The sequence below is a fragment of the Nocardioides sp. genome, from assembly GCF_029937575.1.
Lineage (GTDB): Bacteria > Actinomycetota > Actinomycetes > Propionibacteriales > Nocardioidaceae > Nocardioides.
Genome location: NZ_JAPYPS010000007.1, coordinates 38,693 through 64,739, shown reverse-complemented (window position 1 = coordinate 64,739; position 26,047 = coordinate 38,693). Strand labels below are relative to the sequence as shown.

Here is a 26,047-nt window from a genome sequence, read left to right as displayed (position 1 = left end):
GGGTCGCCAAGATGAGCCCGCACGCGCAGTGGACAGCACCCGTCGTCGTGGTGACGCACGGCCGGGGCCGTGCGACGACGGGCCCGCGGCGGGCTCGAGCGTTGGCCGGCGCCACCATCGACGCGGTCATCCCCGGTGGTCCTGCGCACATGAACCCGGTCTCCGGTCAGGCGATCACGCTCGCCCACGAGGTCGACGTACGACCGGTCGGCCGATGACGGCCAGACGGTTCCATGCGCTGACCGCGACGGTCGCGATCGTCGCCGTGGTCCTCCAGCTCGTGCTGGTGATCCGCGGTGGCCAGGTGCTCGACGAGGTCGAGCCGCCGGCGCTGGGCCTGCGGCTCGCCCGCTTCGTCGCCTACTTCACCGTGCAGAGCAACGTCCTGGTCGCGATCGCGTCCGTCACGCTCGCCCTCGATCCCACCCGCGACACCCGCACCTGGCGGGTGCTGCGACTCGCCGGCGTCGTCGGCATCACGGTCACGGGGCTGGTCCACTTCCTCCTGCTGCGCCCGTTGCTCGACCTCGACGGGGCCGACTGGGCCGCCGACAAGCTCCTCCACATCGTGGTGCCGGTCCTGGCGCTGGCCGGCTGGGTCGCCTTCGGACCACGACCCCGCATCACCCATCGCGAGGTGGGCTGGGCACTGGCGTGGCCCGTCGCGTGGCTCGGCGTGACCCTGTCGGTCGGCGCGCTCTCCGGCTGGTACCCCTACCCCTTCCTCGACCACCGCGAGGACGGCGCCGCGGCTGTCGTCGTGGCGAGCGTCGGGGTGACGCTGCTCTTCCTGGTGCTCTTCGCTGTCGCGGCCGGGCTCGACCGCAGACTCGCTCCCCGCCCCGGGGCAGACTGACCTCCGTCGCGACCGAGAGGGGTCGCCGTGGCGCGCCGTGAGGGGTCGCCGTGAGGGGTCGCCGTGGCGCGCCGTTCACCGGCTGGCCGACAAACGGTGCACCTGGACGATGTCCGGACATCGTCCCAGTGCGGCGTTCACCGGCCAGCCGGTGAACGGCGCGACCGTCGGAGTGGCAGAGTCGGGTCATGGACCTCTCCGACGCCACCGCGTGGGCAGCCGGCCGCAAGCACGCGGTCATCATCACGATCCGCAAGGACGGACGCCCGCAGTCCTCGGACGTGGTCTACGCCCTCGACGGCGACACCTTCGAGATCTCGCTGACCGACGACCGGGCCAAGACCGCCAACATGCGACGCGACCCCCGCATCGTGCTCCACCTCACCGAGCCCTCGTCGTGGTCCTACGTGTCGCTGGACGGCACCGTCGAGCTGTCTCCCATCACGACCGAGCCGGGCGACGCCACCAGCGACGCCCTGTGCGAGCTGTACGAGAAGGTCGCCGGCCGGCCGCACGACGACTGGGACGAGTACCGCGCAGCGATGGTCGAGGAGAAGCGACTGGTCGCGCGGTTCACTCCGACGTCGGCAGTGGGTCAGGTGCACTAGCCGCGCCAGGCGCCTCCCGCTGGAGCGTCTCCTGGGCCACCAACCACGGGAGTACGGCGAGCAGGCTGACGAGGCCGGTGACGGCGAAGGCCCACCCGAAGCCGACCTGGTCGGCGACGACGCCGACCAGCACCGGCCCGAGGATCGCCCCCGCGTCCTGCGCCATCTGGAAGGTGCTCAGCACGGTGCCGCCCGAGCGCTCGGCGCCGATGACGTCGGCCACCGTGGCCTGGTTGCCTGGGTTGACCAGGCCGGCGCCCAGACCGGACAGCGCCGAGAGGAGCAGCAGCACCACGAGGTTGCCGCTGAGGCCGATCAGCCCCAACGTGAGCCCCGTGGCGAGCAGCCCCACGATCACCAGGGGCCGGCGTCCGAGGGTGTCGGCGAGTCGACCCGCGACCTGCAGGGTGGCCGCCGTACCGAGGGCTGCGAGAGCGAGCGCGACACCGGCGACCCACGTGTCGTCGCGGACCACGAGCGCGAACTGCGGGATCACGGCGACCCGGACGCCGAAGTTGCACCACCCGTTGGCGAAGGCCGAGCCGAGTGCGGCGCGGTAGGCGGGGATCGCCAGGGCCTCGCGCAGCAGCATCGGCGGTGCCGGCGGCCCGGACCCCGTGGGACGCAACCGCGCCCCGGACAGCCGGATCCCGACCACCGCGGCGGCCGCCATCAGCGCGACGGCGTAGGCGACGAACGGCACCCGCAGGCCGAAGCCCGCCAGGGCGCCCCCCACGAGCGGCCCGACCATCCCGCCGATGAGGAAGGAGGACGCGTACGCCGAGGAGACGCGTCCGCGGATCGTGGGCGGCGCGAGCCGCACGAGCAGCGCCATCGCCGAGATCGTGAACATCGTCGAGCCGATCCCGCCGAGCCCCCGGAAGATCAGCAGCTGGTAGTAGGACTGCGCGAAGGCCGTGGCCAACGACGATGCGGCCACGAGCGTGAGGCCGGTCAGGTAGACCGGTCGCTCCCCCAGCCGCTTGACCAGCGCGCCGCCGACCGGTGCGAAGGCGAGGCGGAACATCGCGAAGATCGAGACCACGAACGACGCCGCGGCGACGCCGACGTCGAAGCTGCGCGCATAGGCCGGCAGGACCGGCGAGACCAGGCCGAAGCCGATCGCGATCACGAAGGCGGAGGCGACGAGGACCTTGATCTCGGCCGGGATCGGAACCCTGGCGACCTCGGCCGATCGGGCGCGGGACTTCTCAGCCAAGGGAGTCGAGCACCTCTCGCACCGCCTGCAGCCCCCGCTCGACCTCGTCGTACGACGTGGACAGCGGCGAGAGCCCGAGGCGCAGGCCGTGGGGGTCGCGGTAGTCGGGGATCACGTCGCGCTCCCACAGCGCCGCGGTGACCTCGCCCATCAACGGGTGCGTGAACGTGACGTGCCCGCCGCGCAGCGAGGCCTCGGCGGGTGAGGCCAGCGCCACCTCGGGCAGCAGCTCGGCCGCCCGGTCCACGGCGTAGCTCGTCAGGCCGATCGACTTCTCCCGCACCGCGACCATGCCGACCCGCGAGAGGAGCTGGAGCATGTCCTGCAGCGCGAGCATCCCGACCACGGGCGGGGTGCCCGACAGGATGCGCCGGATGCCGTCGGCCGGGTGGTACGTCGGTCCCATCAGGAACGGGTCCGCCGCCCCGAGCCACCCCTGGATCGGCTGAACGACGTCGTCGAGCAGTCGCTCCGCGACGAAGGCGAACGCCGGCGAGCCGGGACCGCCGTTGAGGTACTTGTAGGTGCAGCCGACCGCGAGGTCGACGTCCCAGTCGTCCAGCGCCATCGGCACCGAGCCGGCCGAGTGGGACAGGTCCCACAGGACCAGGGCCCCGGCGTCGTGGGCGATCCGGGTCAGCGCGCCCGCGTCGGCGATCCACGCCGATCGGTAGGCGACGTGGCTCAGCGAGACGAGCGCGGTCTGCTCCCCCACGACCGCGGCGAGCTGCTCGGCAGTGACCCCCGCGGCGGTGTCGACGTCGATCCAGCGCAGGGTCAGCCCGCACTCGCGGGCGACGCCGTCGGCGACGTACCGGTCCGTGGGGAAGTTGTCGCGGTCCATCACGATCTCGGTGCGACCCGGGCGCAGCGCCACCGCGGCTCGCATCAGCTTGTAGAGCAGCACGGTCGTGGAGTCGCCCACGATCGTCTGACCCGTGGAGGCACCGAGGATCTGGGCTCCGATCGCATCGCCGAGCACCTCGGGCAGGTCCATCCAGCGCTCGTCCCAGCCGCGGATCAGCCGACCGGCCCACTCCTCCTCGACGAAGGCGCGCAGGCGCTCGGGCGTGGTGCGCAGCGGCCGACCCAGGGAGTTGCCGTCGAGGTAGACCAGCGGGGTCTCGGTGCCGACGAAGAGGTCACGGTGCGCCGCCAGCGGGTCGGCGAGGTCGAGATCAGCAGCGGTGCAGACAGTCACCAGCCGAGCCTACGGGCGAGCCTGCACGCAGAACGCGACCAGGTGAGGGACCGCGCCCGGATCCTCCTCCTACACTCGCGCCCATGCCATCGGATATCAGGCCAGCGCTGCTCGAGGTCCTCGCCCGGAAGGCGCTCACCGAGGACGCCGCGCGACCCGAGGCGGTCGAGAAGCTGCACGCGCGGGGCGGCCGCACTGCGCGTGAGCAGATCGGGGCGTTGGTCGACGCGGGCAGCTTCGTGGAGTACGGCCGGTTCGTCACCGCCGCCCAGTCCGACAAGCGCTCGGACGACGACCTGCTGGACCGCACCGTCGCCGACGGCATCGTCGGCGGCCTGGCCACCATCGACGGGCACCAGGTCGCGGTGCTGTCCTACGACTACCTCGTGATGGCCGGCACCCAGGGCATGCGCGGGCACCGCAAGACCGACCGGCTCCTCGACGTCATCGGGCGGCTGGCCCTGCCCACCGTGTTCTTCGCCGCCGGCGGCGGCGGGCGACCTGGGGACACCGACATCCCGCTCGTCTCCGCGCTCGACGTCACGACGTTCGCCGCGTGGGCCCGGCTGTCGGGGAAGGTGCCGCGGATCGCGGTCGTCGAGGACAACTGCTTCGCCGGCAACGCCGTCATCGCCGGGTGCTCGGACCTGATCGTGGCGACGCCCCAGGCGTCGCTGGGCATGGGCGGGCCGGCGATGATCGCGGGCGGCGGGCTAGGTGAGGTGGCCGCGGCCGACGTCGGTCCGCTCGACGTGATGACGGCCAACGGGGTCGTCGACCTGGCCGTCGAGGACGGCGAGGCCGTGGACGCCGCCCGCGCACTCGTCGGCTACTTCCTGGGGCGCGAGGAGGACTGGTCGGCGCCGAGCGAGGCCGAGCAGGTCGGCCTGCGCGACGCGGTGCCCGACGGCGAGCGCACGTCGTACGCCGTGGAGCCGATCCTCGAGGCCATCGCTGACGTCGACTCGGTGACGGTGCTCCGCGCCGCGTTCGCCCCCGAGGTGTACACCGCCCTGGGACGCATCGAGGGGCGCAGCGTCGGCTTCCTCGCCAACGACACCCGCCACATGGCCGGCGCCATCACGGCTGACGCCGGCGACAAGGCGGCGCGGTTCCTCCAGCTCTGCGACGCGTGGGGCTTCCCCGTCGTCTCCCTGGTCGACACCCCGGGGATGATGGTCGGCGCCGAGGCCGAGCGCACCGGCCTGGTCCGCCACACCTCCCGGCTGCTGGTCGCCGCGGCGGCGATGGAGGTGCCGCTCATCGGTGTGGTGCTGCGTCGTGGGTACGGACTGGGCGCGCAGGCGATGCTCGGCGGCAGCACCCACGAGCCGCTGATGACCCTCGCCTGGCCGGGCGCCCACCTGGGGGCGATGGGCCTGGAGGGTGCCGTACGACTCTCGATGCGACGCGAGCTCGAGGCGATCGCGGACCCCGAGGAGCGTGAGGCGCAGGTGCGCGAGCTCACGGCGTACGCCCAGCAGCACTCGACGGCGCTCAACGTCGCGCGGCACTTCGAGATCGACGACGTGATCGACCCGGCTCAGACGCGCGGGGTCCTGGTGCGCCTGCTGGACGCCGCCGCTCGTCATGGACGGCTTCGCGGCAGCGGGCGCACCGTCGACACCTGGTAGCCGACGGCTCGCCGCGGCCCTACGGTTGCGGCGTGGACATCCGCACCCTGACCCTCGACGACCATGCGGCGCAGTTCCGGCTGGGCGCCGAGGCGTTCGGTACGCCGCCGTACCCGGCCACCCCGCCCGAGGCCCCGACCTCGCTGCCTCAGGGTCGGGACGTGTGGGGTGCCGTCGACGACGGCGAACTCGTCGCCCGGGTCGTGGGGCACACCTACGAGTCCTGGTGGCACGGGCGCCGGGTGCCCACGTGTGGGATCGCCGGGGTCACCGTCGCCCCCGAGCGTCGGGGGGCGGGGCTGCTGCAGCCGCTCTTCGAGGCCGCGCTCGGCGCCGCGGCCGAACGGGGCGAGGTGCTCTCGACGCTGTACCCGACCGCCAACGGCATCTATCGCTCGCTCGGCTACGAGGTCGTGACCAGCCTCGACACCGTCGAGGTCGCCACCGCCGAGCTGAGCGGGGTGCGACCACCGACGGCGACGCGCACCCGACGGGCCCGCGTCGAGGACGTCCCCGCCGTCCGGGCGCTCTACGACCGGTGGGCAGCGGCGCAGAACGGCCCGCTCACCCGCACCGGCCCCCGGTTCGCCACCACGGACGCCGAGCTCCTCGACGAAGCCACGGCAGTCAGCCTGGCCGTGGACGCCGACGACCAGGTGGTCGGCTACGCCACGTGGGACCGCGGCGCCGACTACGACCCGGCCACCTCCGTGCTGGAGGTGCACGACCTGCTCGCGGCCTCGCTGGACGGCTACCGCGCCCTGTGGCGGATGTTCGGGTCGTTCTCCTCGGTCGCCGGGCGGTCCCGGCTCTCGTCGTCGGGTCACGACCCCGCGCGGCTGGTCCTCCCCTCCGCCACCTGGCGCGTCGTGGCGCGTCACCCCTACATGCTGCGCGTCAGCGACCTCGCCGGCGCCCTCACGGTGGCGGCACCGACGCTGCCCGGGCTGGGCGACATCGAGATCGACCTCGCCGTCGCGGGCGACCGGCTCGGACGCGCCGACGGCGGTTTCCGCATCACTGTCAGCAACGGCACCGCGACGTGCGGACGGGTGGCCGTGGCCGGCGACGTCCCGACGTTCACCACGCAGGGGCTCGCCCTCGTCTTCGCCGGCGCGCAGTCATGCGCCAACCTGCGGATGCTCGACCACCTCGCCGGCCCCGACACCCACGACCGGGTGCTCGACGCGCTCCTGGGCGGTCGTCCGCTGCACGTGCGCGACTACTTCTGATCACGCCCGAGCTCGCGAGGGCGTGATCGTCGGTGGTTGAGCAGCGAGCACGGGCGAGGAACGAGCCCGTGACCGAGCGTGTCGAAACCCGGTGACCCGAACAACCACCTCGACCACGGACCGACGAAAGGTGACCCGATGCCCGACCACCCCAGGCTGCTGCACACCGCGATCGATGCGCGCGACTGTCGGAGGCTCGCGGAGTTCTACCGCGTGCTCCTCGGCCTGCACTACCGCGACGGCGAGGAGCCGCCGGGCGACGGCGCCCCCGACGACGCGGACTGGCTCGTCCTGCTCGACGACGACGGCCGCCGGGTGCTGGCGGTGCAGGAGAAGCGCGACACCACGGCGCCGACCTGGCCGGCCGAGGACGTGCCCCTGCAGATGCACCTGGACTTCACGGTCAGCAGTGTCGAGGAGCTCGAGCGGCACCGCCGACGGGCCGAGGAGCTGGGTGCCCGACTGCTCCACGACCGCGCGCAGGACCACGACGAGCCGCTCTACGTGCTCGCCGACCCCGCAGGCCACCCCTTCTGCCTGCTGGTGCAGTGACCGGGTGGTCCGCGCAGGGCACCCTCCCGGGTCGGGTCGTGTGCCTGGGAGCGACTCATGGACCGTTCTCAGGCACACGACCCGTTGCCCCCGACCGAGCCGAGGCGCGCGGCCTGACGCGATCCGCGTGGACTGCGGCGACGATGAGGCCGCTACTGATAGCTGACGAACCGCACCCGGGGGCGGACCTTCAGCACTCGCGCGGGCGCCATCAGCCCGACGTCCTCGTCGTAGAACAGCTTGAAGCCGGGGTGGAACTTCTGTGGCCGCAGGACGGCGTCGTACGTCGCCATCTTCTGCTGCTGGGTGCCGAAGCCGTCGACGTGCTGCACGGTGGCCAGCCGGCGGCGTACGGCGACCCGGTCGATCCGCTCGATCATGCTGGTGCGGAACTGGTGCAGCACGAAGAGCTTCTGCGGCAACCGCTCGCGGCGCACCAGCTTGGCCAGCCACAGCGATGTCTTGTTGACCTCGGAGGCGTCGACCGAGCCGATCACCCGACCCGGGACGTCGCCGCGCGCCATCCGCCACTCCGGGTCGAGGGCGAGGCCGACACGGGGGTCTTCGAGCGCCCACGCCCACCGCTTGGCGACCTCGGGGAACGAGGCCCGGCCGGGCTGGATGTCGAGCAGCAGCATGGCGTCGTGTCGGCGAGCCGCCTTGAGGTAGCGCTCGACGTCACGCCGGGGCACGTCGTGGCTGTAGTCGCCGTCCGGCCCCGGGGTGGCGTCCGCGATCGTCACGATCAGCTCGTAGACGATCTGCACCGGCCGGTCGGGGCGCTCGAAGGCAGCGGCAGCCCGCTCGAGCCGACCGATCTCCTGGTCCGGCGGCCCCTCCCCCAGCACGCCGAGGGCGCCGGTCCCGGCGGCGCCGTAGTAGGCGACCAGGGTGCGGTTGCGCCCGAAGATGCCCTCGCCGGGGGCCGGTGGCGGGTTGGGGGTACGCCGGGTCCGCGGCTCTGCGGGTCCAGGAGGCTCGACGGGCTCGCCGGGCTCGCCGGGCTCGCCCGTGGGCGCCGTCCCGGGTGAGCTGGTCCCCGTCGGGCCCGCCGAAGGATCTGCGGGCGCGGAGGAGTCCTCGAAGAACCCGACCCCGGCGGCCAGGACGAGCAGCGCGACCACCCCCACCAGCGCGAGAGCGGCACCGCGGGAGCGAGCGAACGGTGCCGTCGTCACCCGGTGCTCACCGTGCTCACCGTGCTCACCGGGCGCTCAGCCGGTCACCGCACCGTGCGCGGCGGACGTCACGGTGCGGGCGTACTTGCCGAGCACGCCCTTGGTGTACTTCGGGGGCCGCGGCTCCCAGCCGACCTTGCGCGCCTCCCAGTCCTGGGAGCCTTCGGCCGGCTCGACCTCGAGGGAGCGGTTGAGGACGTCGAGGGTGATCTGGTCGCCGTCGCGCACGAACGCGACGGGTCCCCCGTCGGCCGCCTCGGGGGCGATGTGGCCGACGCACAGGCCCGTCGTACCGCCGGAGAAGCGACCGTCGGTCAGCAGCAGGACGTCCTTGCCGAGGCCGGCGCCCTTGATGGCACCCGTGATCGCGAGCATCTCGCGCATGCCGGGCCCACCCTTGGGGCCCTCGTAGCGGATGACGACGACGTCGCCGGCGCCGATCTTTCCCTCGGTGAGGGCATCCATCGCGGCGCGCTCGCCGTCGAAGACGCGGGCCGTGCCGGTGAAGACCGACTCGTCGAACCCGGCCGACTTCACCACCGCACCCTCGGGCGCCAACGACCCGGTGAGGATCGTCAGGCCGCCGGTGGCGTGGATCGGGCGGTCGAGCTTGCGGATGACGTCGTCGTCGAGCGCCGGCGGCGCCAGCGCCTCGAGGTTCTCCGCCATCGTCCTCCCGGTCACCGTCAGGCAGTCGCCGTGCATCAGGCCGGCGTCGAGGAGCGCCTTCATCACGACGGGGATGCCGCCGATCTTGTCGACGTCGTTCATCACGTAGCGACCGAAGGGCTTGAGGTCGGCCAGGTGCGGGACCTTGTCGCCGACCCGGTTGAAGTCGTCGAGGGTCAGGTCGACCTCGGCCTCGCGGGCCATCGCGAGCAGGTGCAGCACCGCGTTGGTCGAGCCGCCGAGGGCCATCACGACGGTGATGGCGTTCTCGAAGGCGGGCTTGGTCATGATCTGGCGCGCGGTGATGCCCTGACGCAGCATCTCCACGACCGCCTCGCCGGAGCGGTGGGCGAACCCGTCGCGGCGACGGTCGACGGCCGGCGGGGCGGCACTTCCGGGCAGCGACATCCCGATCGCCTCGGCGACCGCCGCCATCGTGTTGGCGGTGTACATCCCGCCGCAGGCGCCCTCGCCGGGGCAGATCGCGCGCTCGATGCGGTCGACCTCGGCGCGGGTGATCTTGCCGGCCAGGCAGGCGCCGACGGCCTCGAAGGCGTCGATGATCGTCACGTCGTTGCCGTCGACCTGGCCGGGCATCGTCGAGCCGGCGTACAGGAAGACCGAGGCGAGGTCGAGGCGGGCGGCGGCCATCATCATGCCCGGCAGCGACTTGTCGCAGCCGGCCAGCAGCACCGAGCCGTCGAGGCGCTCGGCCATCATCACCGTCTCGACGGAGTCGGCGATGACCTCGCGCGAGACCAGCGAGAAGTGCATCCCCTCGTGGCCCATCGAGATCCCGTCGGAGACCGAGATCGTCCCGAATTCCAGCGGGTAGCCGCCGGCGGCGTGCACGCCGTTCTTGACGGCCTTGGCGAGCCGGTCCAGGGACAGGTTGCAGGGGGTGATCTCGTTCCAGCTGGACGCGACACCGATCTGGGGCTTGGCGAAGTCGTCGTCACCCATGCCGACAGCACGGAGCATCCCGCGCGCCGCGGCCCGCTCGAGGCCGTCGGTGACGTCGCGCGAACGTGGCTTGATGTCGGGCTGTCCGCTGGTCCGGCCGGGTGCGTCGCTCATGGACTCAGGATAGGACGCCGGGTCGCCGGGACCGCAGGTGCGTTCAGGCCTCGGCCACTGCCGCGAGCCGGGCCAGGCCCTTCTCGAAGTCCTTGCCGACGAGGCGGTCCATCGAGACCACCTTGCCGATCACCGCCATCAGCCCTCGCTGCTCGCCGGACATCCGCCAGGTCACGACGGTGCCCCCGTCGGACGGGGCGATCTCGAAGGCCACGTCGTTGGTTGCCCTCCACGGCTTGAGGAAGCTCAGCCGGACGTCGATGCGCTCGGGACTGGAGCCGACGATCTCCATCGACCCCTCGCCCGCCTTGCGGTTGCCCGCCCACGCGTAGTGCGCGCCGACGCCGCTGTCCGCGCCGGAGTAGGTGCGCTCCATCGCGGGGTCGACGCCCTCCCACGGCGACCACGACTGCCACTCGTGGAAGTCGTTGACGAGCCCGTGGACCAGCGCTGGATCTGCTGCGACGGACGTGCTGCGGCTGATCTCGAAGGACCCCATGGCGGCATCGTGGCACAGCGCGGGCGCCACGGCGCCCAAACCTGGGTCCGGCGCCGATCGCCGGCTCTCCTACGATCGGTCGGTGCGCCTCCCGTCCCCGATCGTCCTCGTGCTGATCGGCATCGTGTCGGTGCAGGCGGGCGCGGGCGTCGCCAAGTCGCTCTTCGACGAGGTCTCCCCCACCGTGATCGTGTGGCTGCGCCTGGTCACGAGTGCGGCGGTGCTGGCGGCGTACGCCCGTCCCCGCCTGCACAGCCGTACGGCGAACGACTGGCTGGTGGTGCTCGGCTTCGGCGCCAGCCTCGGGTTGATGAACCTCGCGATCTACCAGTCCTTCGCCCGGATCCCGCTGGGCATCGCGGTGACGATCGAGTTCATCGGGCCCCTGACCCTCGCCGTGGTCGGGTCCCGGAGAGCGCGCGACCTGCTGTGGGTCGGGCTCGCCGGCCTCGGCGTCGCGCTGCTCGGCTTCGAGCGCAGCGACCTCGACCCCGTCGGGGTGCTGTGGGCCCTGATCGCCGGCGCCATGTGGGCCTCGTACATCCTCCTCAGCGGCGCCACCGGTCGACGGTGGGAGGGCCTCGACGGGCTGGCGATGGCCAGCGTCGTGGCGGCCGGGCTGCTGACTCCGCTGCTCGCCCTGAGCGACACCGCGCTCGACGAGGGCCTGGGCAGCCCGCACGTGCTGCTGCTCGGTGCCGCCGTCGGCCTGCTCAGCTCGGTGGTGCCCTACAGCTGCGAGCTGGTCGCCCTGCGGCGCCTGCGCGCGGCCACCTTCGGCATCCTGATGAGTCTGGAGCCCGCCGCCGCGGCGCTGGTCGGCATCGTGGTGCTCAGCGAGTTCCTGAGCCCGGTGCAGTGGGTGGCGGTGGTCTGCGTGATCGTCGCCAGCATCGGCGCGACCCGCCAGTCCGGCACGATCGCCGAGCCGGTCCCCGCGTGAAGCGGGTGCGGGTCGGGTGGGGTGGGCCTGGTGGGTCCGGTGGGAGTTGGCAGCCTGAGAGAAGCGTGTGAGTTCACCCAACTGTCACGCACGAGTGATGACGCGGGTCACCCCTAGGGACTAGCGTCGAGACATGCTCGGAAACCAGCCGTTCGTCAGCCCGCTCTCGGGGCTTCTGACACGCCTGCGCGACTGGCCCGTCGCGGCCCAGCAGCAGGCCCGCCGCAACGCGATGGTGGCTGCCACGGCGTGCGCCCAGCGCCGGATCGAGCGCGAGGAGGTGGCCGACTTCCTGGAGTCGCGCCGCCGACCATCGACCGGCGCCGCCGACTCCCCCGCTTCGTCGGAGCCGGCCGGGCAGACCCCGCCGGCCACGGCTCACGGCTGATCCGGAGGCCGGGGACGCCCCGGTCCGGGGCGCACGGCCGTGATCGATCCTGACCGTCCGGCTCCCAGACGCGGACCGCTCGGGCACAATCGGCGCATGCCTCTGTCTGCTGCCCGCGCCGACGTGACGTCCATGCTCGAGTTCCGCGACATCCTGTCGGACGACGGGACCATGCTGCGCGCCTGGACCAACGACCCCGACAACGTGATCGACGGCCCCACCGTCGTGCTGTGCAACGGCCTCGGCACCAATGCCTTCTGCTGGCCCGCCCTGCTGGACCCTGACTGCGGCGTACGGGTCGTGTCGTGGAACCACCGCGGCGTGGGCGGGTCCGAGCGGCCGACCGATCCCACGCACGTGGAGATCGAGCACCTCGTCGAGGACGGGCTCTCGGTGATGGACCACTTCGGCATCGACGCCGCGGTCCTGATGGGGTGGTCGATGGGGGTCAACACGATGTTCGAGCTGGCCTCGCGCCACCCTGAGCGTGTCCGCGGCCTCTTCGCCGTCGCGGGCGTCCCCGGTGACACCTTCTCGACGATGCTCGCCCCGCTCCGCGTGCCGCACGTGGTCGCGCACGGCGTCACCGTCAACCTGGCCCGGGTGATGTCCGTCGCCGGCAAGGCGCTGACCCCGATCGCGCGGCGTGTCCCGGTCGGCCCGAAGGTGATCGCAGCGCTGTCCCACTCGGGCTTCATGTTCCCGCTGCGCGACCCCGAGCTGGCCGAGGTGGCCGTCAAGGAGTTCCTCACCACGCCACTCGACTGGTACTTCCACCTGGCCCTCAGCACGTCGCGCCACGCCCGCGTGCGACTGAGCAGCATCACCGTGCCAGCGGTCTTCGTGGCCGCGACCTTCGACGTGCTGGCCGGTGCGCGTGACATGGCCACCGCCGCGGCCCGCGTCAGCGAGGGGATCTACGTGGAGCTGCGCGGCTCCCACTTCATCCAGATGGAGCAGCCCGAGGTCGTCCACCAGCTGTTGCTCGACTTCCTCGACCGGGTCGGCTGACGCCGTGGCGACCTCGGGCCGCCGACGTCGACGTGTGGCCGGCGCGGCGGCGCTGCCGCTCGTCCTGGCCCTCGCCGTCTCCGGCTGCGACCAGGGCGGCAACGAGAGCACCGTGTCCCTGACCGGCACGGCGCCCCCGAGCCCGCAAGGCTCCGGTGTGCCGCAGGCGCCCAACACCGACCCGACCTCGACCGACGACCCGTCGCCGGCCCCGGGCAACGACGGGACGAAGAACAACGCACCCAAGGTCGTCGACACCATCGCGACGGGGCTGGCCGCCCCGTGGGGCCTCGACTTCTTCCCCGACGGCGACGCGATCGTCACCGAGCGCGACACCCAGCGCGTGCTGCGGATCAGCAGCGGGCGCCGTCACCGGGTGAGCGTCCTGGGCGTGCTCGACGCCGCGGCGCCCGAGGGCGAGGGCGGCCTGCTCGGCGTCGCGGTCTCCCCGGACTTCGAGACCGACCAGACCATCTACCTCTACCTGACGACGGGCAGCGACAACCGCGTCGTACGCACGCAGGTCGTCAACGGCGGGCTCACGCCTCTCGAGGTGCTCCTCGACGGCATCCCCAACGGCTTCATCCACGACGGCGGACGCCTCGAGTTCGGCCCCGACGGCTACCTGTACGTCTCGACGGGCGAGTCCGGCACGCCGGCGTTGGCGCAGGACCGGGACTCGTTGGGCGGCAAGGTCCTGCGGATCACCACCGACGGCGAGCCGGCGCCCGACAACCCGTCCGACTCGCCCATCTGGACCCTCGGCCACCGCAACGTCCAGGGCCTCGCCTTCGACGAGCGGGGCAACCTGTGGGCCTCGGAGTTCGGCCAGGACGCCTTCGACGAGCTCAACAAGATCGTGGCCGGTGGCAACTACGGCTGGCCGCAGGTCGAGGGCACCGGTGGCCCCGACGCCCCCCGCCGCTTCACCGACCCGCAGCAGACCTGGGACGTGGCCGACGCCTCCCCGTCCGGGTTGGCCTACGCCGACGGCTTCCTCTGGATGGCCGCGCTGCGCGGCGAGCGGCTCTGGCGGGTCAAGCTCAAGGGTGGGCGCGCGGTCGACCGGACGGCGTACTTCGTCGGCGACTACGGGCGGATGCGCACCATCGCGCGTGCGCCGGACGGCACCCTGTGGGTCACGACGAGCAACCGCGACGGCCGCGGCGATCCGGCCGACGGCGACGACCGGATCCTCCGGCTCCGGCCCTGACCGGGCAGGTCACCCGGGCGGGTGGATATCCCCGGCGTCTCCTGCTCGTTGTACCGGTGTAGGCAGAGCACTCGGAGCCCTGCCTTGTCATCAGGGAGGGTGATTGCATGTCGTACGGCGTCGTGGCCACGAAGTCGGGTCAGGTGCAGGTCGAGACCATCGTGCCGCAGGAGGAGCGTAGCTACGACCGAGCGCGCGAGCGGTTCCGCGCGCCGGTGGCAGGGCCGTGGGCTGCCGGTCGACTCACGCTCACCGGGCTGCACCTGTCCTTCATGCCGACGCGCTCGGGCCGCGGAGTCCAGGCGCTGACGATCAGCCTCGCCGACATCCTCTCGGTCGAGGCCAGTCCGGGACGGATCAACAAGGTCGTCAGCTTTCGTACCGAGACGATGCTGGTCCATGCCCGCGTCAGCGGGGCGATGGCCTTCGCCAAGCGGGTGGCCATCTCGGTCGAGGCCACCCGTCGGCGTGCTGCCGCGACCGCTGCCCGCGAGCAATCCACCAGCGAGACACCCCCGATCCGCCGGTTGGGCTGAGACTCACCTCACACCATGCGCCCGCTGGTGTCCGGGATTCGTCCGGGCTCGGCGCTGATCAGCGGCGATGCTCGGATCGGCGTCGTTCGTCCTGGACGATGGAGGACGCAGTCCCACGCCGAGAGCCATCGTTCCCGGCACGTCACTCGGAGGCGGTCCACCATGTCGTACGGCGTCGTCGGGTCGAAGGTCGCCAGCGTCCAGGTCGAGCGACCCGTGCCGGTGGAGCAGCAGGGGTACGACGCCGCCCGGGCACGGTTCCGGCCGCCGGCGGCCAGCGGGTGGGTCAACGGGCGACTGACCCTGACCGCGCTGCACCTCAGCTTCGTCCCGGCCCGACGCGACGCCGAGGTGGCGGCGATGACCCTGCCACTCGTCGACGTCGTGGCCGTCGAGGCGACCCCCGGCCGGGTCAACAAGGTCATCTCGTTCCGCACGGCGGACCTGGTGGTGCACGCGCGCGTGACCGGTGCGATGGCGTTCGCCAAGCAGGTGGCGGTGGCGGCCGAGGCCGCCCGCAAGCGGCTCAGCTGACCGCGACGACCGCTCGGCGCGAAGCCCGCCGCAGGGTGGTCAGCACACTGGGGCCCAGGACGACCAGCGCGATCGCGGTCGTGATGGCGCGGCCGGTGTCGAAGCTGCTCGTGGAGGTCAGCAGGGTGTAGACCGCGAAGGTCTGCAGGTTGTCCAGCAGCGGCGCGCCGGCGACGTACGACAGGTTGCCCTCGTGGCCCGGGACCGCGATGCCGAGCAGGAACGGCCAGCCGGAGAGGTTCATCAGCAGGCCGAAGGCGTAGGCCGCCACCACGCCGTACGCGGCCAGCATCGCGATCTCCCAGCGCCCGGTGACCCGTCGCGGCAGCAGCCCGGCACCCATCCCGATCCAGGCCGCGCACATCATCTGGAACGGCAGCCACGGACCCACGCCGGCGGTGAGCAGGGCCGAGGCGAACAACGAGCTCACCCCGAGCACGAAGCCGAACCCGGCGCCGAAGACGCGCCCGGACAGGATCAGCAGGAAGAAGACCAGCTCCACACCGGCGGTGCCGGCCGAGAGCAGGCGCATCAGCGCGTTGATCGCACTGAGCACGCCGAGGATCGCCAGGACGCGCGAGTCCATGCCGCCCTCGCTGATCTCGGCGATCACGACCGCGATCACCAGCGGCAGGAGCAGCAGGAAGAGGAACGGCGGGTCGGTGCGGCCGCCGCCGTCGGCGGGCACCTGGACGAGCAGCGGCCAGCAGAGCATCAGCAGCCCCGCGAGCGAGGCGATGACGAGCACCACCCGGGAGCGCAGCGCCAACGGCACCGCGCGCTGGTCGAGAAGGGTCGTCATGCCGACTCGCCTCTCAGCGCCAGGGCGCGGACGACCTCGTCGACGCGCAGCCACGGAGCGCCGAGGACCTTGGTGACCTGCGGCGCGAACGCCGGCGACTCGGCCACCACACGCCGTACGGGACCGGCCGAGACGACCTCGCCGTCGGCCAGCACCACCACGTCGTCGGCCGCCGAGGCCACGAACTCGACGTCGTGCGTGGCCACCATGACCGCGTGCCCCTCCTCGGCGAGGTCGCGCAGGATCTGGGCCAGGGCGCGCTTGGCGGCGTAGTCGAGGCCGCGGGTCGGCTCGTCGAGCAAGAGCACCTGCGGCCGCGCGGCGAGCACGAGGGCCAGCGCAAGCGCGAGTCGCTGTCCCTCGGAGAGGTCACGCGGGTGGGCCTGGTCGTCGATGCCGGGCACGAGCCGGTCGAGGAGGGCTCGGGTCTCTCCCCCACCGGCCAGGCACTCCTCGGCGACGGTCTCGAGGTAGAGCACGTCGCCGGCGGTCTGCGGCAGCAGCCCGACGACCCCGCGGCGTCCGGAGGGCTCGAGCGCGGCCGGGTCCTGCCCGGCCACCGTGACGACGCCGCCGCGGCGCTTGCGGGTGCCCTGCAGAGCCCACAGGAGCGTGGACTTGCCGGCGCCGTTGCGGCCCATCAGGGCGGTCACGCGTCCGCCCGACAGGGAGACGTCGACCTCCCGGAGCGCCACGTGCGACCCGTGGGCGACCGAGAGCCGCGAGCTGGTGAGCAGGACGTCGGTCGGTATGGCGCTCTCGGGTGCCGCCTCGGGCGGGATGAGGTCGAGGCCGCGCGCCTCCCGGCGGGCTTCACGGACGGTGAGCGGCAGCGGCGACCAGCCGGCAGCGCGGCCCAGCTCGACGATGGGCGGTACGACGGGCGAGACGGCGAGCAGGTCGGCCGGCGAGCCGACCTCGACGTGACCGCCGCCGGTGAACAGCGCCATCCGGTCGGCGAACGGCACGACCCGCTCGAGCCGGTGCTCGGCGAGCAGCACGGAGACCCCGAGGTCGTGGACCAGCCGGGTGAGGGTGGCGAGCACGTCCTCGGCGGCGGTGGGGTCGAGCGCGGAGGTGGGCTCGTCGAGCACGAGCAGGCGGGGGTGCATGGTGAGCACCGACCCGATCGCGACGCGCTGCTGCTCCCCGCCGGAGAGGGTGTGCAGGTCGCGCTGGCGCAGGTCGGCGATCCCGAGGAGGTCGAGGGTCTCCTCGACGCGTCGGCGCATCGTCTCGGGCGGCAGGCCGAGCTGCTCCATCCCGTAGGCGAGCTCCTCCTCGGCGGTGTCGGTGACGAAGCCGGCCGCCGGGTCCTGGCCGACGTACCCGATGGCGTGGGCCCGGTCGCGCGGCGGTGTGTCGATGATGCTGGTGCCGTCGAGCAGGACGTCGCCGGTGAGCACGCCCCCGGTGAAGCGCGGCACCAGTCCCGTCACGACGCCCAGCAACGTGGACTTGCCGGCACCCGTGGGACCCGAGACCAGCATCAGCTCGCCCTCGTCGACGGTGAGGTCGACGGCGTCGAGGATGCGCGCGTCGTCGTAGGCGAGGCTGATCCCGCGGAGCTCGATCATCGCGCGCTCCTCGCAGGCGGGGGGCTCACCAGGGCGGCCAGCGCGCCCAGAGCGACGGCGACGAGCGCGGCGAGGCTGACCTGCGGCATCACGCTGAGGTCGGGGTAGGCGATCGCGATCTGCTCGCTGTTGACCCACCACCCGATCACGCCGGCCGTCAGGCCCAGGGCCGCGACCGCGATCTCGGGGGCGCGCCACCGGTCGGGGCGGTAGCGGGTGCGCTCGACGCGGCGGCCGGACACGACGAGGCCGGCGAGTGCGACGAGGAGGCCGACGGCGAGCATCGGTCCGGCCAGGATCCGCGGGGCGGTCTGGTCGAGGAGTGCGTAGACGCCGACGACGACGCCGCAGAGTCCCCCGATCATCAGGGCTCCGGTCGTACGGCGTTCGGCGCGGGTCGCCGTACCGGCGCGTCCGTAGCCGCGGGTGTCCATCCCGGCGGCCAGAGCCAGGGAGCGCTCGAAGGTGTCCTCCAGGACCGGCACCAGGTAGCGCCGGAGCCGGCGCACACGTCCGGTCTCGCCCGCCCGCAGCGCCTGGGCAGCGCGGACGCGCTGGATGCTCTGGGTGAACTGCGGCAGCACGGTCACGGCCACCACGAGGGCGGTGCCGAGCTCGTAGAGGGCGGCGGGCAGGGAGCGGAGCAGGCGCTTGGGGTTGGCCAGGGAGTTGGCGGCGCCGACGCAGATGATGATCGCGGCGAGCCGAAGGCCGTCGTACAGGCCGGACAGGAGGGACTCACGGGTGAGGGGGCCGAGCAGGCTGATGCCCTGGACGACGTCGGGCAGCGGGATCTCGGGCAGGTCGAGCAGCACGGTGCCCGGGTAGCCGCCGCCCAGCACCACGCGGAACAGCACCCGCAGGAAGACCGCGGCGACGCCGAGCCAGACGTAGAAGCGGAACGACTTCGCCCACGGGTGGTCGCTGCGCCGGGCCGCGACGACCACGCCGACGACTCCGATGATCATCAGCAGGATCAGCGGATTGGTGGTCAGCGACGCCGCCGCCGCGAGCCCGACCGCCCACAGCCACCAGGCCACGGGATGCAGGTCGCGGGGCAGGCTCCTCACGAGTCGAGCGGGCTCCGGCGCCGGACCCACCAGGCCACGCCCGCGCCACCGAAGAGCAGCACGATCAGGGCGGGGGCGACGAAGCCGGGCAGCCCGTCGCCTTCGGCCCCGGTCGCCTCGGTCTCGGCGGCGACGGGGGCCGGGTCGGTCGTGGAGACCTCGGGCACGTCGTCGACCTCGGGCGTCGCGTCGGCGGTGGGCTCTGCGTCGCCGTCCTCGATCGGACCACGCTGCTTCTTCCCGCGCTTCGTCTCCTGGGCGTCGTCGCCGGCGGCCTCGCTCGGGGTCGCCGACTCGTCGGCGGTCGGGTCGTCGGTCGACTCGGGTGCCTGCGGGGCAGGGGTGGGCGTCGCCGAGGTCCCGCCGGAGCCGGACTGGTTGCCACCGTTGCCATCGTTACCTCCCTGGCCACCACGCGAGCCGCCCGTCGTCGGGGCAGGCGTGGGAGCCGGGGTCGGCGTCGGGTTGGGCGTGGGTGCCGCGGGGCGGCTGGCCGACGCGCTCGGCTTCGCGTCGCCGTCGACCTCGTCCCAGGAGAGCGCCACCAGTCCCCCCGCAGGGACCTTCAACGATCCAGCCCCAAGGGTCGAGTAGGTCCAGGCGCTGCCGGGGTCGCCTGTGGACCACCACAGTCCCCAGTAGGCGCTCGCGGGGGACGTATTGACGCACGGGTCGCTCGCCGGCTTGCCTGAGACACGGCACACGAAGCCAGGCTGCCGCGTGGCGTACGACAGAGGCAATTTGGCATCAGGAAAGAGGTCCGATGCCGCTTTTCCTGCTCCCTCCTCGTCGCAGGAGGTCACGACGCCACCGCCGAGCTGGTTGAAGTCCGCGATCACCGTCACCCCGCTCGACGCGCAGTCGGCGGCCCGCGCCGGAGCGGAGACACCGAGCGCGCCGACCAGCCCCGCCGCCGCGGTCAGCAGGACCGCGGCGGTGAGGCTCGTCGTACGACGCCCGGAGAGGCGTGACCCGAGGGTCATCGACCCTTGACGCGGAACTTCTCGGCGGCCTTGCGGTTGCCGAACTCGCCGCGGACCTTGACCTTCTGCTTGCCGGCCTGCTTGCCGACCTTGAAGGTCGTGACGAAGCGGCCCTTGCCGCCGGCGGTGCCCTCGTCCTTGACCTTGCCCTTGTAGAGGACGCGGACGCTCTCGCCGGTGGCAAGACCCTTGACGACGACCTTCTGCTTCTTCTTCTTGGCGACCTTGGCCTTCTTGAGCTTGAGCCCGAGCTTCTCGGCGGCGAGAGCGTTGAAGGTGATGGTGCCGAGCACGCCGTCGGTGAGGCCGACGTCGTAGACGCGCGTGCCCGAACCGCCGGGCAGCTCGACGGTGCCGGCAGCGTTGCCGTCGAGGTCGGCGTGGACGAGGGTCTGCGAGGCGCCGAGGGCGAAGCACACGGTCTGGCCCGGGGCCACCGCGTCCGCATACACGGGCTGCGTCGAACCGGCCCGGACGAAGCCGTCGGTGGAGACGGGCTCGGTCGAGTAGGTGCCGGCCGGCGCCCACAGCAGCGCAGGCAGCGCCTGCGCCGTACCGCGGCGGAACTGGTCCTGCACGGCGACGTCGAGACCCTCGCTGCGACCGGTGCTCAGCGCAGCGTCGTCGTAGGCGATGGCGCCGGTCTCGGCGGTGAGGCCCGTCGTGCACGGACCGAAGTCGTCGGCCTGGTGCTGACGCAGCCACACCGCGGCAGCGGTGGCGGCGTCGGTCTCGCCGGCGTCGCCGAGGGCCCAGCCGGCCAGGCCGGTGCTGTTGGCGTTGGGCGTGGTGATCTCGCCGTCGCTGCCGAAGGAGCCATCGGCGCCCTGGGTGTCGTCGAGCCAGGCCAGCGCGGTGTCGATGGCGGCCTGGATGTCGGTGTCGTCGCTCTGCGAGGCGAGGTTGAGCACCGCGAGCGCGGTGACGTCGGTGCTGGCGGACGAGGCCGCGTCGCCGTCACAGGTCTGGTCCGCGGCGTCGGGGGCCGCGAAGGACAGGCGGAAGAAGCCCTCCTCGCACTGCTGGGCGAGGAGGAAGTCGGTGGCGCTGTCGGTCAGCACGGAGCCCTCGGCGTCGAGGGCGTTGACCGCGAACGACTGGCCCAGCGTGTTGGAGAAGTCGGCCTCGAAGGCCTCGTCGGGGAAGAAGACGTCGCCGATCCGGCCCTCGGTGCCGGGCTCGGTGCTGACGCGGTCCTCGAGCTCGGCGATCAGGTCGTGGCCACCGAAGTCGGTGGGGTCGTCGCCGGCGGCGTCGACGAAGGCCGCAGCCTTGGCGAGCGAGCCCGCGCTGACGTGGGTGCCGACGAGCGGGCCGTCGCTGTTGCCCACGTCGTAGGTGTAGTACTCGGTGATGCGCGGCGCGAGGGCGTCGGCGATGTCGCCGGCGGTGTCGGTCTCGTCGAGGTAGGCCATCGCCAACCCCGTGTCGGTGGACAGGCCGAGGTCGTCGAAGTCGAACTGGTCGTTGTGCATCAGTCCGTCGGTGAGCTGGCCCGCGAGCCAGTCGACACCGTTGGACACGGGGGTCGGGTCCGGCTCGGCGGCCGACGACGGCGCTGCCGGCACGAAGGCCAGGGTGGACAGCGCCAGGGCTGGTACGGCGACCAGGGAGAGGCGACGGAGGTGGCTCATGGTTCCTTCCCGCTGCGACACAGACGGGAGGACCGGTCAAGGTCACCCGCTGCTTTTCCGCGACAGCGATGTGATCAGGACGCGTCGTGCCAGGTGCTCCGGCTCGCCTGCCCCGCCGAGCGGGACCGGCCTACGGTTGCGGGTCAGCGCCGGACTTGGACCGGCTTCCCCCACCACGGGCGTGATGAATGATTCGGCGTGAGCGTACCTCTCCGCACGCCTGCGCGACGACTCGCTCGGTCAGGCGAGACGCTCCAGGATCAGCTCGCGCACGCGCGCTGCGTCGGCCTGGCCCTTCATCTCCTTCATGACGGCCCCGATGAGCGCACCGGCGGCCGCGACCTTGCCGTCGCGGATCTTGTCCGCGACGTCCGGGTTGGCGGCGATGGCGACGTCGACGGCCGCGCCGAGGGCGCCGTCGTCGGAGACGACCGCGAGCCCGCGGGCCGCGATGATCTCCTCGGGCGTGCCCTCACCGGCGATGAGGCCGTCGAAGACCTGGCGGGCGAGCTTGTCGTTGATCGTCTTGGCGTCGACCAGGGCCTGCACCTCGGCGACCTGGGCCGGGGAGACGCCGAGGTCGGCGATGTCGGTGCCGGACTCGTTGGCGCGCCGCGCCATGTCGGAGAGCCACCACTTGCGGGCCGACTGCGGTGTGGCTCCGGCCGCGATCGTCTCCTCGACGAGGCCGAAGGCCCCGGCGCCGACGGTGTCGCGCATCTCGAGGTCGGTGAAGCCCCACTCGGCCTGGAGCCGGGCCTTCTTGACCGTCGGGTTCTCCGGCATCGTGGCGCGCAGCTCCTCGACCCACTCCCGGCTCGGCGCCACCGGCACCAGGTCGGGCTCGGGGAAGTAGCGGTAGTCCTCGGCGTCGGACTTCTCGCGACCCGACGTGGTGATGCCGGTGTCCTCGTGCCAGTGCCGCGTCTCCTGGAGGATCGAGCCGCCGGCGTCGAGGATGCCGGCGTGGCGCTGCATCTCGTAGCGCACCGCCCGCTCGACCGAGCGCAGCGAGTTGACGTTCTTGGTCTCGCTGCGGGTGCCGAGACCGCCCTGGTCCTTGGGCGCGAGCGACAGGTTGACGTCGGCGCGGATCGATCCCTGGTCCATCCGGGCGTCGGAGACCCCGAGGGCGACGATCAGCTCGCGCAGCTGGGCGACGTACGCCTTGGCGATGGCCGGGGCCTTCTCGCGCGAGCCCATGATCGGCTTGGTGACGATCTCGATGAGGGGGATGCCGGCGCGGTTGTAGTCGACCAGCGAGTGGTCGGCGCCGTGGATGCGACCGGTGGCGCCGCCGACGTGCAGCGACTTGCCGGTGTCCTCCTCCATGTGGGCGCGCTCGATCTCGACACGGAACGTCTCAGTGCCCCCGCCCTCGAGCGGGATGTCGACGTCCATGAAGCCCTCGAAGGCGATCGGCTCGTCGTACTGGGAGGTCTGGAAGTTCTTCGGCATGTCCGGGTAGAAGTAGTTCTTGCGCGCGAAGCGGCACCACTCGGCGATCTCGCAGTTGAGCGCGAGCCCGATCCGGATCGCCGACTCCACGGCCTTGGCGTTGACGACCGGCATCGCGCCGGGTAGGCCCAGGCAGGTCGGGCAGACCTGGGTGTTGGGCTCGGCGCCGAACTCCGTGGGGCACCCGCAGAACATCTTGGTGACGGTGTTGAGCTCGACGTGGACCTCGAGGCCCATCGCCGGGTCGTAGGAGGCGAGGACGTCGTCGAAGTCGACCAGGGTCACCTCAGCTGCCGTGCTCATGCGCTCGCTCCTGTCAGGTCCGGGGCCCGGTCGAGCAACGGCCCGCCCCACTTCTCGGTCAGGGCCACCTCGAGGGCGGCGCCCACGCGGTAGAGCCGGTCGTCGGCCAGCGCCGGCGCCAGCATCTGTACGCCGGCCGGCAGCCCGTCCTCGTCGGCGAGGCCGCTCGGCAGCGAGATCCCGGGCACGCCGGCGAGGTTGGCCGGGATGGTGGCGAGGTCGTTGAGGTACATCGCGATCGGGTCGTCGAGCTTCTCGCCGAGCTTGAACGCCGTGGTCGGCGCGGTCGGGCTGAGCAGCACGTCGGCCTGGCCGAACGCCGCCTCGAAGTCGCGCGAGATGAGCGTGCGGACCTTCTGCGCCTGGCCGTAGTAGGCGTCGTAGTAGCCGCTGGACAGCGCGTAGGTGCCGAGGATGATCCGGCGCTTCACCTCGTCGCCGAAGCCGGCGTCGCGAGAGGCCCGCATCACCTCCTCCGCGCTCGGGGAGTCGACGCCCTCGGGGAAGACCCGGAGGCCGTAGCGCATCGCGTCGAACTTCGCGAGGTTGCTCGACGCCTCCGCCGGCAGGATCAGGTAGTAGGCCGCGAGCGCGTGCACGAAGCTGGGGCAGGAGACCTCGACGACCTCGGCGCCCATCGCGACCAGGTGGTCGACGGACTCCTGGAAGCGCTGCTGGACGCCTGCCTGGTAGCCCTCACCGCCGAGCTCCTTGATGACGCCGACCTTGAGGCCGCTCAGGTCGCCGTCGGCGCCCTGGGTGGCGGCTGCGACCAGACCGGGCACGGGGGCGTCGACCGAGGTGGAGTCGCGCGGGTCGTGCCCGCCGATGAGCTCATGGAGCAGGGCCGAGTCGAGGACCGTGCGCGTGACCGGTCCGACCTGGTCGAGGGAGTTGGCCAGGGCGACGAGGCCGTAGCGCGAGACCCCGCCGTACGTCGGCTTGACCCCGACCGTGCCGGTGACGGCGCCGGGCTGGCGGATCGAGCCGCCGGTGTCGGTGCCGAGGGCGAACGGCGCCTCGAAGGCTGCGACCGCGGCGGCCGAGCCACCGCCGGAGCCGCCGGGGATCCGGTCGAGGTCCCAGGGGTTGTGGGTCGGGCCGTAGGCGGAGTGCTCGGTGGAGGAGCCCATCGCGAACTCGTCCATGTTGGTCTTGCCGAGGATCGGCAGGCCGGCGGCCTTCAGCTTGGCGACGACCGTGGCGTCGTACGGCGGGATCCAGCCCTCGAGGATCTTCGAGCCGCACGTGGTCGGCAGGCCCTGGGTGGCCAGGACGTCCTTGACCGCGATGGGTATGCCGTCGAGGTCGCCCGCGGGCGTGCCGGCGGAGCGGCGGGCGTCGGACGCGGCGGCCTGCGCGAGCGCACCCTCGCCGTCGACGTGGAGGTAGGCGTGGATGGCGCCGTCGACCGCGGCGATGCGGTCGAGGTGGGCCTGGGTGAGCTCGACCGAGGTGGTCGTGCCGTCGGCCAGGGCGGCGGCCATCTGCGCGGCGGTCTGCTTGATCAGGTCGCTCACTGTTCGTCCCCCAGGATCCGCGGGACGGAGAAGCGCTGCTGGTCGACCTCGGGGGCCATCGCCAGCGCCTGCTCGGCGGTCAGGCAGGGCTGCGCGACGTCCTCGCGGAAGACGTTGGTCAGCGGCAGCGGGTGGGACGTGGGCGGCACGTCGTCGCTGGCGACCTCGCTGATGGACGCGACGGACTCGAGGATGACCGACAGCTGCGGAGCCAGGTGGTCGAGCTCCGCGGCGTCGAGGTCGATGCGGGCGAGGTCGGCCAGGTGGGCGACCTCGTCTCGGGTGATCTCAGGCATGGTGCGCAGTCTAGGAGTGCGTGCGCCCGACGTCGCACTGCCCACCGTGGCGCCAGGAGCCAGTCCGCTCGGTCAAGCCTCCGGGCCACGCAGTCCGAACTCCGCCAAGCACTGCTCGACGCCGCTCACCGTCACCGCGGATCGCTCGGACTTCCGCTCGCGCCACGCGTCGGCAGTCAGACGCAGCCGGTCGGAGACCAGGGCTTCCTCGCCACGGGCGTCTCGGGAGATGCCGTCGTGGACGTAGCCCAGCTTGCGGGACACCCCCTGCGATGCGTGGTTGTCCTGGAAGACCTCCGTGAGCGCAGCCACCGCCCCCAGGTGATCGAAGGCGAGGGCAAGCGCACCGGCCCGCGCCTCGGTGCCGATGCCGCGCCCGTGGTGTTCGAGCCCCAGCCAGGATGACGTCGTCACCTCGCGTACGACGGCGAAGTCGCGGGCCCACAGGGTGACCCGTCCGATCGCCCCGCCCTCCGAGCCGTCCTTGGGGAACACGGCGAGCCCGAGAGCCCAGTCGTCGGGCCGCCACTCCCCCAGCGACGCCCAGTGCCCCTGCAGCACGAACCTGGCCCGCGCCTGTGGTCCGCCCTCGGTCCAGGGCGTGAGGAACGGGCGGTCCGCCGGGTCGTGGAGTCCGTCGGCTGCTACCTGGCCCAGCCGGGCGACCTCCTCGTCGCGCGGCAGGCGCAACGTCAGCCGCTCGGTCTCGATCGTGAGGGCGAAGAGCGGCCAGGCGTCGGTGAGCACGGGATGACTCAACCTGGGTGGGGGTGGTTGGTCCAGTGGGGTGGTGGGCGGAATCGACCCGCTGCACTTCGCCCAGATTGACGCACACGATGCGAGCGCCCGAGTCGGCCGTGTCTCCGGAGCTTGACTCGGTAGCCGAAGCGAATCTCAGCACGCCTAATGTTGCAGCGCCTGCCGCAGGGCCAGACAGTTCCGATGCCACGCCTGCTCCAGCCGACTCACTGATCTGAAGTTGCCGTTCGTCATCGTTGACGGGCCATCCGTCAGCGTCGCTCCGTGCGACCGGCATCGTGTATCGGTTCACCAA

Annotated in this window: 26 protein-coding genes and 1 riboswitch; of the genes, 12 read left to right on the top strand and 14 right to left on the bottom strand. The window is 72.4% G+C overall.

The window, feature by feature from the left end; genetic code table 11:
* The first annotated feature begins 11 nt into the window (after positions 1 to 11).
* The 3 genes from Q1K33_RS04430 to Q1K33_RS04420 all read left to right on the top strand — a co-directional run bounded on the left by Q1K33_RS04430 (position 12) and on the right by Q1K33_RS04420 (position 1,464).
* Complete coding sequence (locus Q1K33_RS04430; protein WP_300401071.1) at positions 12 to 218, top strand: hypothetical protein; 207 nt, start codon at positions 12 to 14, stop codon at positions 216 to 218.
* Positions 215 to 856 (top strand): Pr6Pr family membrane protein, encoded by a 642-nt coding sequence (locus Q1K33_RS04425; protein ID WP_300401069.1) that lies wholly within the window; start codon positions 215 to 217, stop codon positions 854 to 856. Before Q1K33_RS04430 ends, Q1K33_RS04425 begins: the two co-directional genes overlap by 4 nt.
* A 188-nt stretch (positions 857 to 1,044) precedes the next feature.
* Positions 1,045 to 1,464: a PPOX class F420-dependent oxidoreductase gene (locus Q1K33_RS04420; RefSeq protein WP_300401067.1), complete on the top strand. Its 420-nt coding sequence runs from the start codon at positions 1,045 to 1,047 to the stop codon at positions 1,462 to 1,464.
* Here Q1K33_RS04420 and Q1K33_RS04415 read toward each other — a convergent pair.
* The gene (locus Q1K33_RS04415; protein ID WP_300401065.1) at positions 1,430 to 2,683 is read right to left on the bottom strand and encodes an MFS transporter; all 1,254 of its coding nucleotides are present in this window, start codon (positions 2,681 to 2,683) and stop codon (positions 1,430 to 1,432) included. The genes Q1K33_RS04420 and Q1K33_RS04415 overlap by 35 nt on opposite strands.
* Positions 2,676 to 3,884 carry an aminotransferase class V-fold PLP-dependent enzyme gene (locus tag Q1K33_RS04410; RefSeq protein ID WP_300401063.1) on the bottom strand — a complete coding sequence of 403 codons (1,209 nt, stop codon included), beginning with the start codon at positions 3,882 to 3,884 and terminating at the stop codon, positions 2,676 to 2,678. Before Q1K33_RS04410 ends, Q1K33_RS04415 begins: the two co-directional genes overlap by 8 nt.
* Before the next feature lie 83 nt (positions 3,885 to 3,967).
* Here Q1K33_RS04410 and Q1K33_RS04405 point away from each other — a divergent pair, with 83 nt between their 5' ends.
* The 3 genes from Q1K33_RS04405 to Q1K33_RS04395 all read left to right on the top strand — a co-directional run bounded on the left by Q1K33_RS04405 (position 3,968) and on the right by Q1K33_RS04395 (position 7,302).
* The gene (locus tag Q1K33_RS04405; protein ID WP_300401061.1) at positions 3,968 to 5,518 is read left to right on the top strand and encodes a carboxyl transferase domain-containing protein; all 1,551 of its coding nucleotides are present in this window, start codon (positions 3,968 to 3,970) and stop codon (positions 5,516 to 5,518) included.
* Between the two features lie 32 nt (positions 5,519 to 5,550).
* Positions 5,551 to 6,750, top strand: coding sequence for a GNAT family N-acetyltransferase (locus Q1K33_RS04400; RefSeq protein ID WP_300401059.1), 1,200 nt, complete (start codon positions 5,551 to 5,553; stop codon positions 6,748 to 6,750).
* 138 nt (positions 6,751 to 6,888) lie between these two features.
* Complete coding sequence (locus Q1K33_RS04395; RefSeq protein ID WP_300401057.1) at positions 6,889 to 7,302, top strand: VOC family protein; 414 nt, start codon at positions 6,889 to 6,891, stop codon at positions 7,300 to 7,302.
* A 152-nt stretch (positions 7,303 to 7,454) separates the two neighbouring features.
* On the opposite strand, the gene Q1K33_RS04390 is transcribed toward Q1K33_RS04395, so the two are convergent.
* Genes Q1K33_RS04390 through Q1K33_RS04380 form a run of 3 tightly spaced genes read right to left on the bottom strand, consistent with a single transcriptional unit; the run spans position 7,455 to position 10,725 of the window.
* Positions 7,455 to 8,480 (bottom strand): hypothetical protein, encoded by a 1,026-nt coding sequence (locus tag Q1K33_RS04390; protein WP_300401055.1) that lies wholly within the window; start codon positions 8,478 to 8,480, stop codon positions 7,455 to 7,457.
* A gap of 36 nt (positions 8,481 to 8,516) precedes the next feature.
* Positions 8,517 to 10,226 (bottom strand): dihydroxy-acid dehydratase, encoded by a 1,710-nt coding sequence (gene ilvD / locus Q1K33_RS04385; RefSeq protein ID WP_300401053.1) that lies wholly within the window; start codon positions 10,224 to 10,226, stop codon positions 8,517 to 8,519.
* A gap of 43 nt (positions 10,227 to 10,269) precedes the next feature.
* Positions 10,270 to 10,725, bottom strand: coding sequence for an SRPBCC family protein (locus Q1K33_RS04380; protein WP_300401051.1), 456 nt, complete (start codon positions 10,723 to 10,725; stop codon positions 10,270 to 10,272).
* An 82-nt stretch (positions 10,726 to 10,807) separates the two neighbouring features.
* Between Q1K33_RS04380 and Q1K33_RS04375 the strand changes: the two genes are divergently transcribed.
* From Q1K33_RS04375 to Q1K33_RS04350, 6 genes are all read left to right on the top strand, one after another.
* Positions 10,808 to 11,668, top strand: coding sequence for an EamA family transporter (locus tag Q1K33_RS04375; RefSeq protein WP_300401049.1), 861 nt, complete (start codon positions 10,808 to 10,810; stop codon positions 11,666 to 11,668).
* A 133-nt stretch (positions 11,669 to 11,801) separates the two neighbouring features.
* Complete coding sequence (locus tag Q1K33_RS04370; protein WP_300401047.1) at positions 11,802 to 12,056, top strand: hypothetical protein; 255 nt, start codon at positions 11,802 to 11,804, stop codon at positions 12,054 to 12,056.
* A gap of 96 nt (positions 12,057 to 12,152) precedes the next feature.
* Positions 12,153 to 13,067, top strand: a complete 915-nt coding sequence (locus Q1K33_RS04365; RefSeq protein WP_300401045.1) for an alpha/beta hydrolase — start codon at positions 12,153 to 12,155, stop codon at positions 13,065 to 13,067.
* A 4-nt stretch (positions 13,068 to 13,071) separates the two neighbouring features.
* Positions 13,072 to 14,280 carry a PQQ-dependent sugar dehydrogenase gene (locus tag Q1K33_RS04360; RefSeq protein ID WP_300401043.1) on the top strand — a complete coding sequence of 403 codons (1,209 nt, stop codon included), beginning with the start codon at positions 13,072 to 13,074 and terminating at the stop codon, positions 14,278 to 14,280.
* A gap of 107 nt (positions 14,281 to 14,387) precedes the next feature.
* On the top strand, positions 14,388 to 14,816 hold the full coding sequence (locus tag Q1K33_RS04355) for a hypothetical protein (protein WP_300401041.1): 429 nt from the start codon (positions 14,388 to 14,390) through the stop codon (positions 14,814 to 14,816).
* Between the two features lie 162 nt (positions 14,817 to 14,978).
* A complete protein-coding gene (locus tag Q1K33_RS04350; protein WP_300401039.1) occupies positions 14,979 to 15,350 on the top strand; it encodes a hypothetical protein in 372 nt (123 codons plus the stop codon).
* Here the strand turns inward: Q1K33_RS04350 and Q1K33_RS04345 are convergent.
* The 9 genes from Q1K33_RS04345 to Q1K33_RS04305 form a co-directional block, all read right to left on the bottom strand.
* The gene (locus Q1K33_RS04345) at positions 15,343 to 16,152 is read right to left on the bottom strand and encodes an ECF transporter S component (protein ID WP_300401037.1); all 810 of its coding nucleotides are present in this window, start codon (positions 16,150 to 16,152) and stop codon (positions 15,343 to 15,345) included. The two genes, Q1K33_RS04350 and Q1K33_RS04345, sit on opposite strands and share 8 nt — an antisense overlap.
* Positions 16,149 to 17,729, bottom strand: a complete 1,581-nt coding sequence (locus Q1K33_RS04340; protein ID WP_300401035.1) for an ABC transporter ATP-binding protein — start codon at positions 17,727 to 17,729, stop codon at positions 16,149 to 16,151. The genes Q1K33_RS04345 and Q1K33_RS04340 overlap by 4 nt, the downstream gene beginning before the upstream one ends.
* The gene (locus Q1K33_RS04335) at positions 17,726 to 18,799 is read right to left on the bottom strand and encodes an energy-coupling factor transporter transmembrane component T (RefSeq protein WP_300401033.1); all 1,074 of its coding nucleotides are present in this window, start codon (positions 18,797 to 18,799) and stop codon (positions 17,726 to 17,728) included. Before Q1K33_RS04335 ends, Q1K33_RS04340 begins: the two co-directional genes overlap by 4 nt.
* Complete coding sequence (locus tag Q1K33_RS04330; RefSeq protein ID WP_300401031.1) at positions 18,796 to 19,782, bottom strand: hypothetical protein; 987 nt, start codon at positions 19,780 to 19,782, stop codon at positions 18,796 to 18,798. The genes Q1K33_RS04335 and Q1K33_RS04330 overlap by 4 nt, the downstream gene beginning before the upstream one ends.
* Positions 19,779 to 21,416 (bottom strand): prenyltransferase/squalene oxidase repeat-containing protein, encoded by a 1,638-nt coding sequence (locus Q1K33_RS04325; RefSeq protein WP_300401029.1) that lies wholly within the window; start codon positions 21,414 to 21,416, stop codon positions 19,779 to 19,781. Before Q1K33_RS04325 ends, Q1K33_RS04330 begins: the two co-directional genes overlap by 4 nt.
* Before the next feature lie 70 nt (positions 21,417 to 21,486).
* Positions 21,487 to 21,609, bottom strand: a riboswitch (cobalamin riboswitch).
* A gap of 47 nt (positions 21,610 to 21,656) precedes the next feature.
* The gene (gene gatB / locus Q1K33_RS04320) at positions 21,657 to 23,177 is read right to left on the bottom strand and encodes an Asp-tRNA(Asn)/Glu-tRNA(Gln) amidotransferase subunit GatB (RefSeq protein ID WP_300401027.1); all 1,521 of its coding nucleotides are present in this window, start codon (positions 23,175 to 23,177) and stop codon (positions 21,657 to 21,659) included.
* Entirely contained in the window at positions 23,174 to 24,697 is a 1,524-nt protein-coding gene (gene gatA, locus Q1K33_RS04315) for an Asp-tRNA(Asn)/Glu-tRNA(Gln) amidotransferase subunit GatA (RefSeq protein ID WP_300401025.1), read from the bottom strand. The genes gatB and gatA overlap by 4 nt, the downstream gene beginning before the upstream one ends.
* Positions 24,694 to 24,993 carry an Asp-tRNA(Asn)/Glu-tRNA(Gln) amidotransferase subunit GatC gene (gatC, locus tag Q1K33_RS04310; protein ID WP_300401023.1) on the bottom strand — a complete coding sequence of 100 codons (300 nt, stop codon included), beginning with the start codon at positions 24,991 to 24,993 and terminating at the stop codon, positions 24,694 to 24,696. The genes gatA and gatC overlap by 4 nt, the downstream gene beginning before the upstream one ends.
* A 72-nt stretch (positions 24,994 to 25,065) precedes the next feature.
* A complete protein-coding gene (locus Q1K33_RS04305; RefSeq protein WP_300401021.1) occupies positions 25,066 to 25,740 on the bottom strand; it encodes a GNAT family N-acetyltransferase in 675 nt (224 codons plus the stop codon).
* Positions 25,741 to 26,047 lie beyond the last annotated feature (307 nt).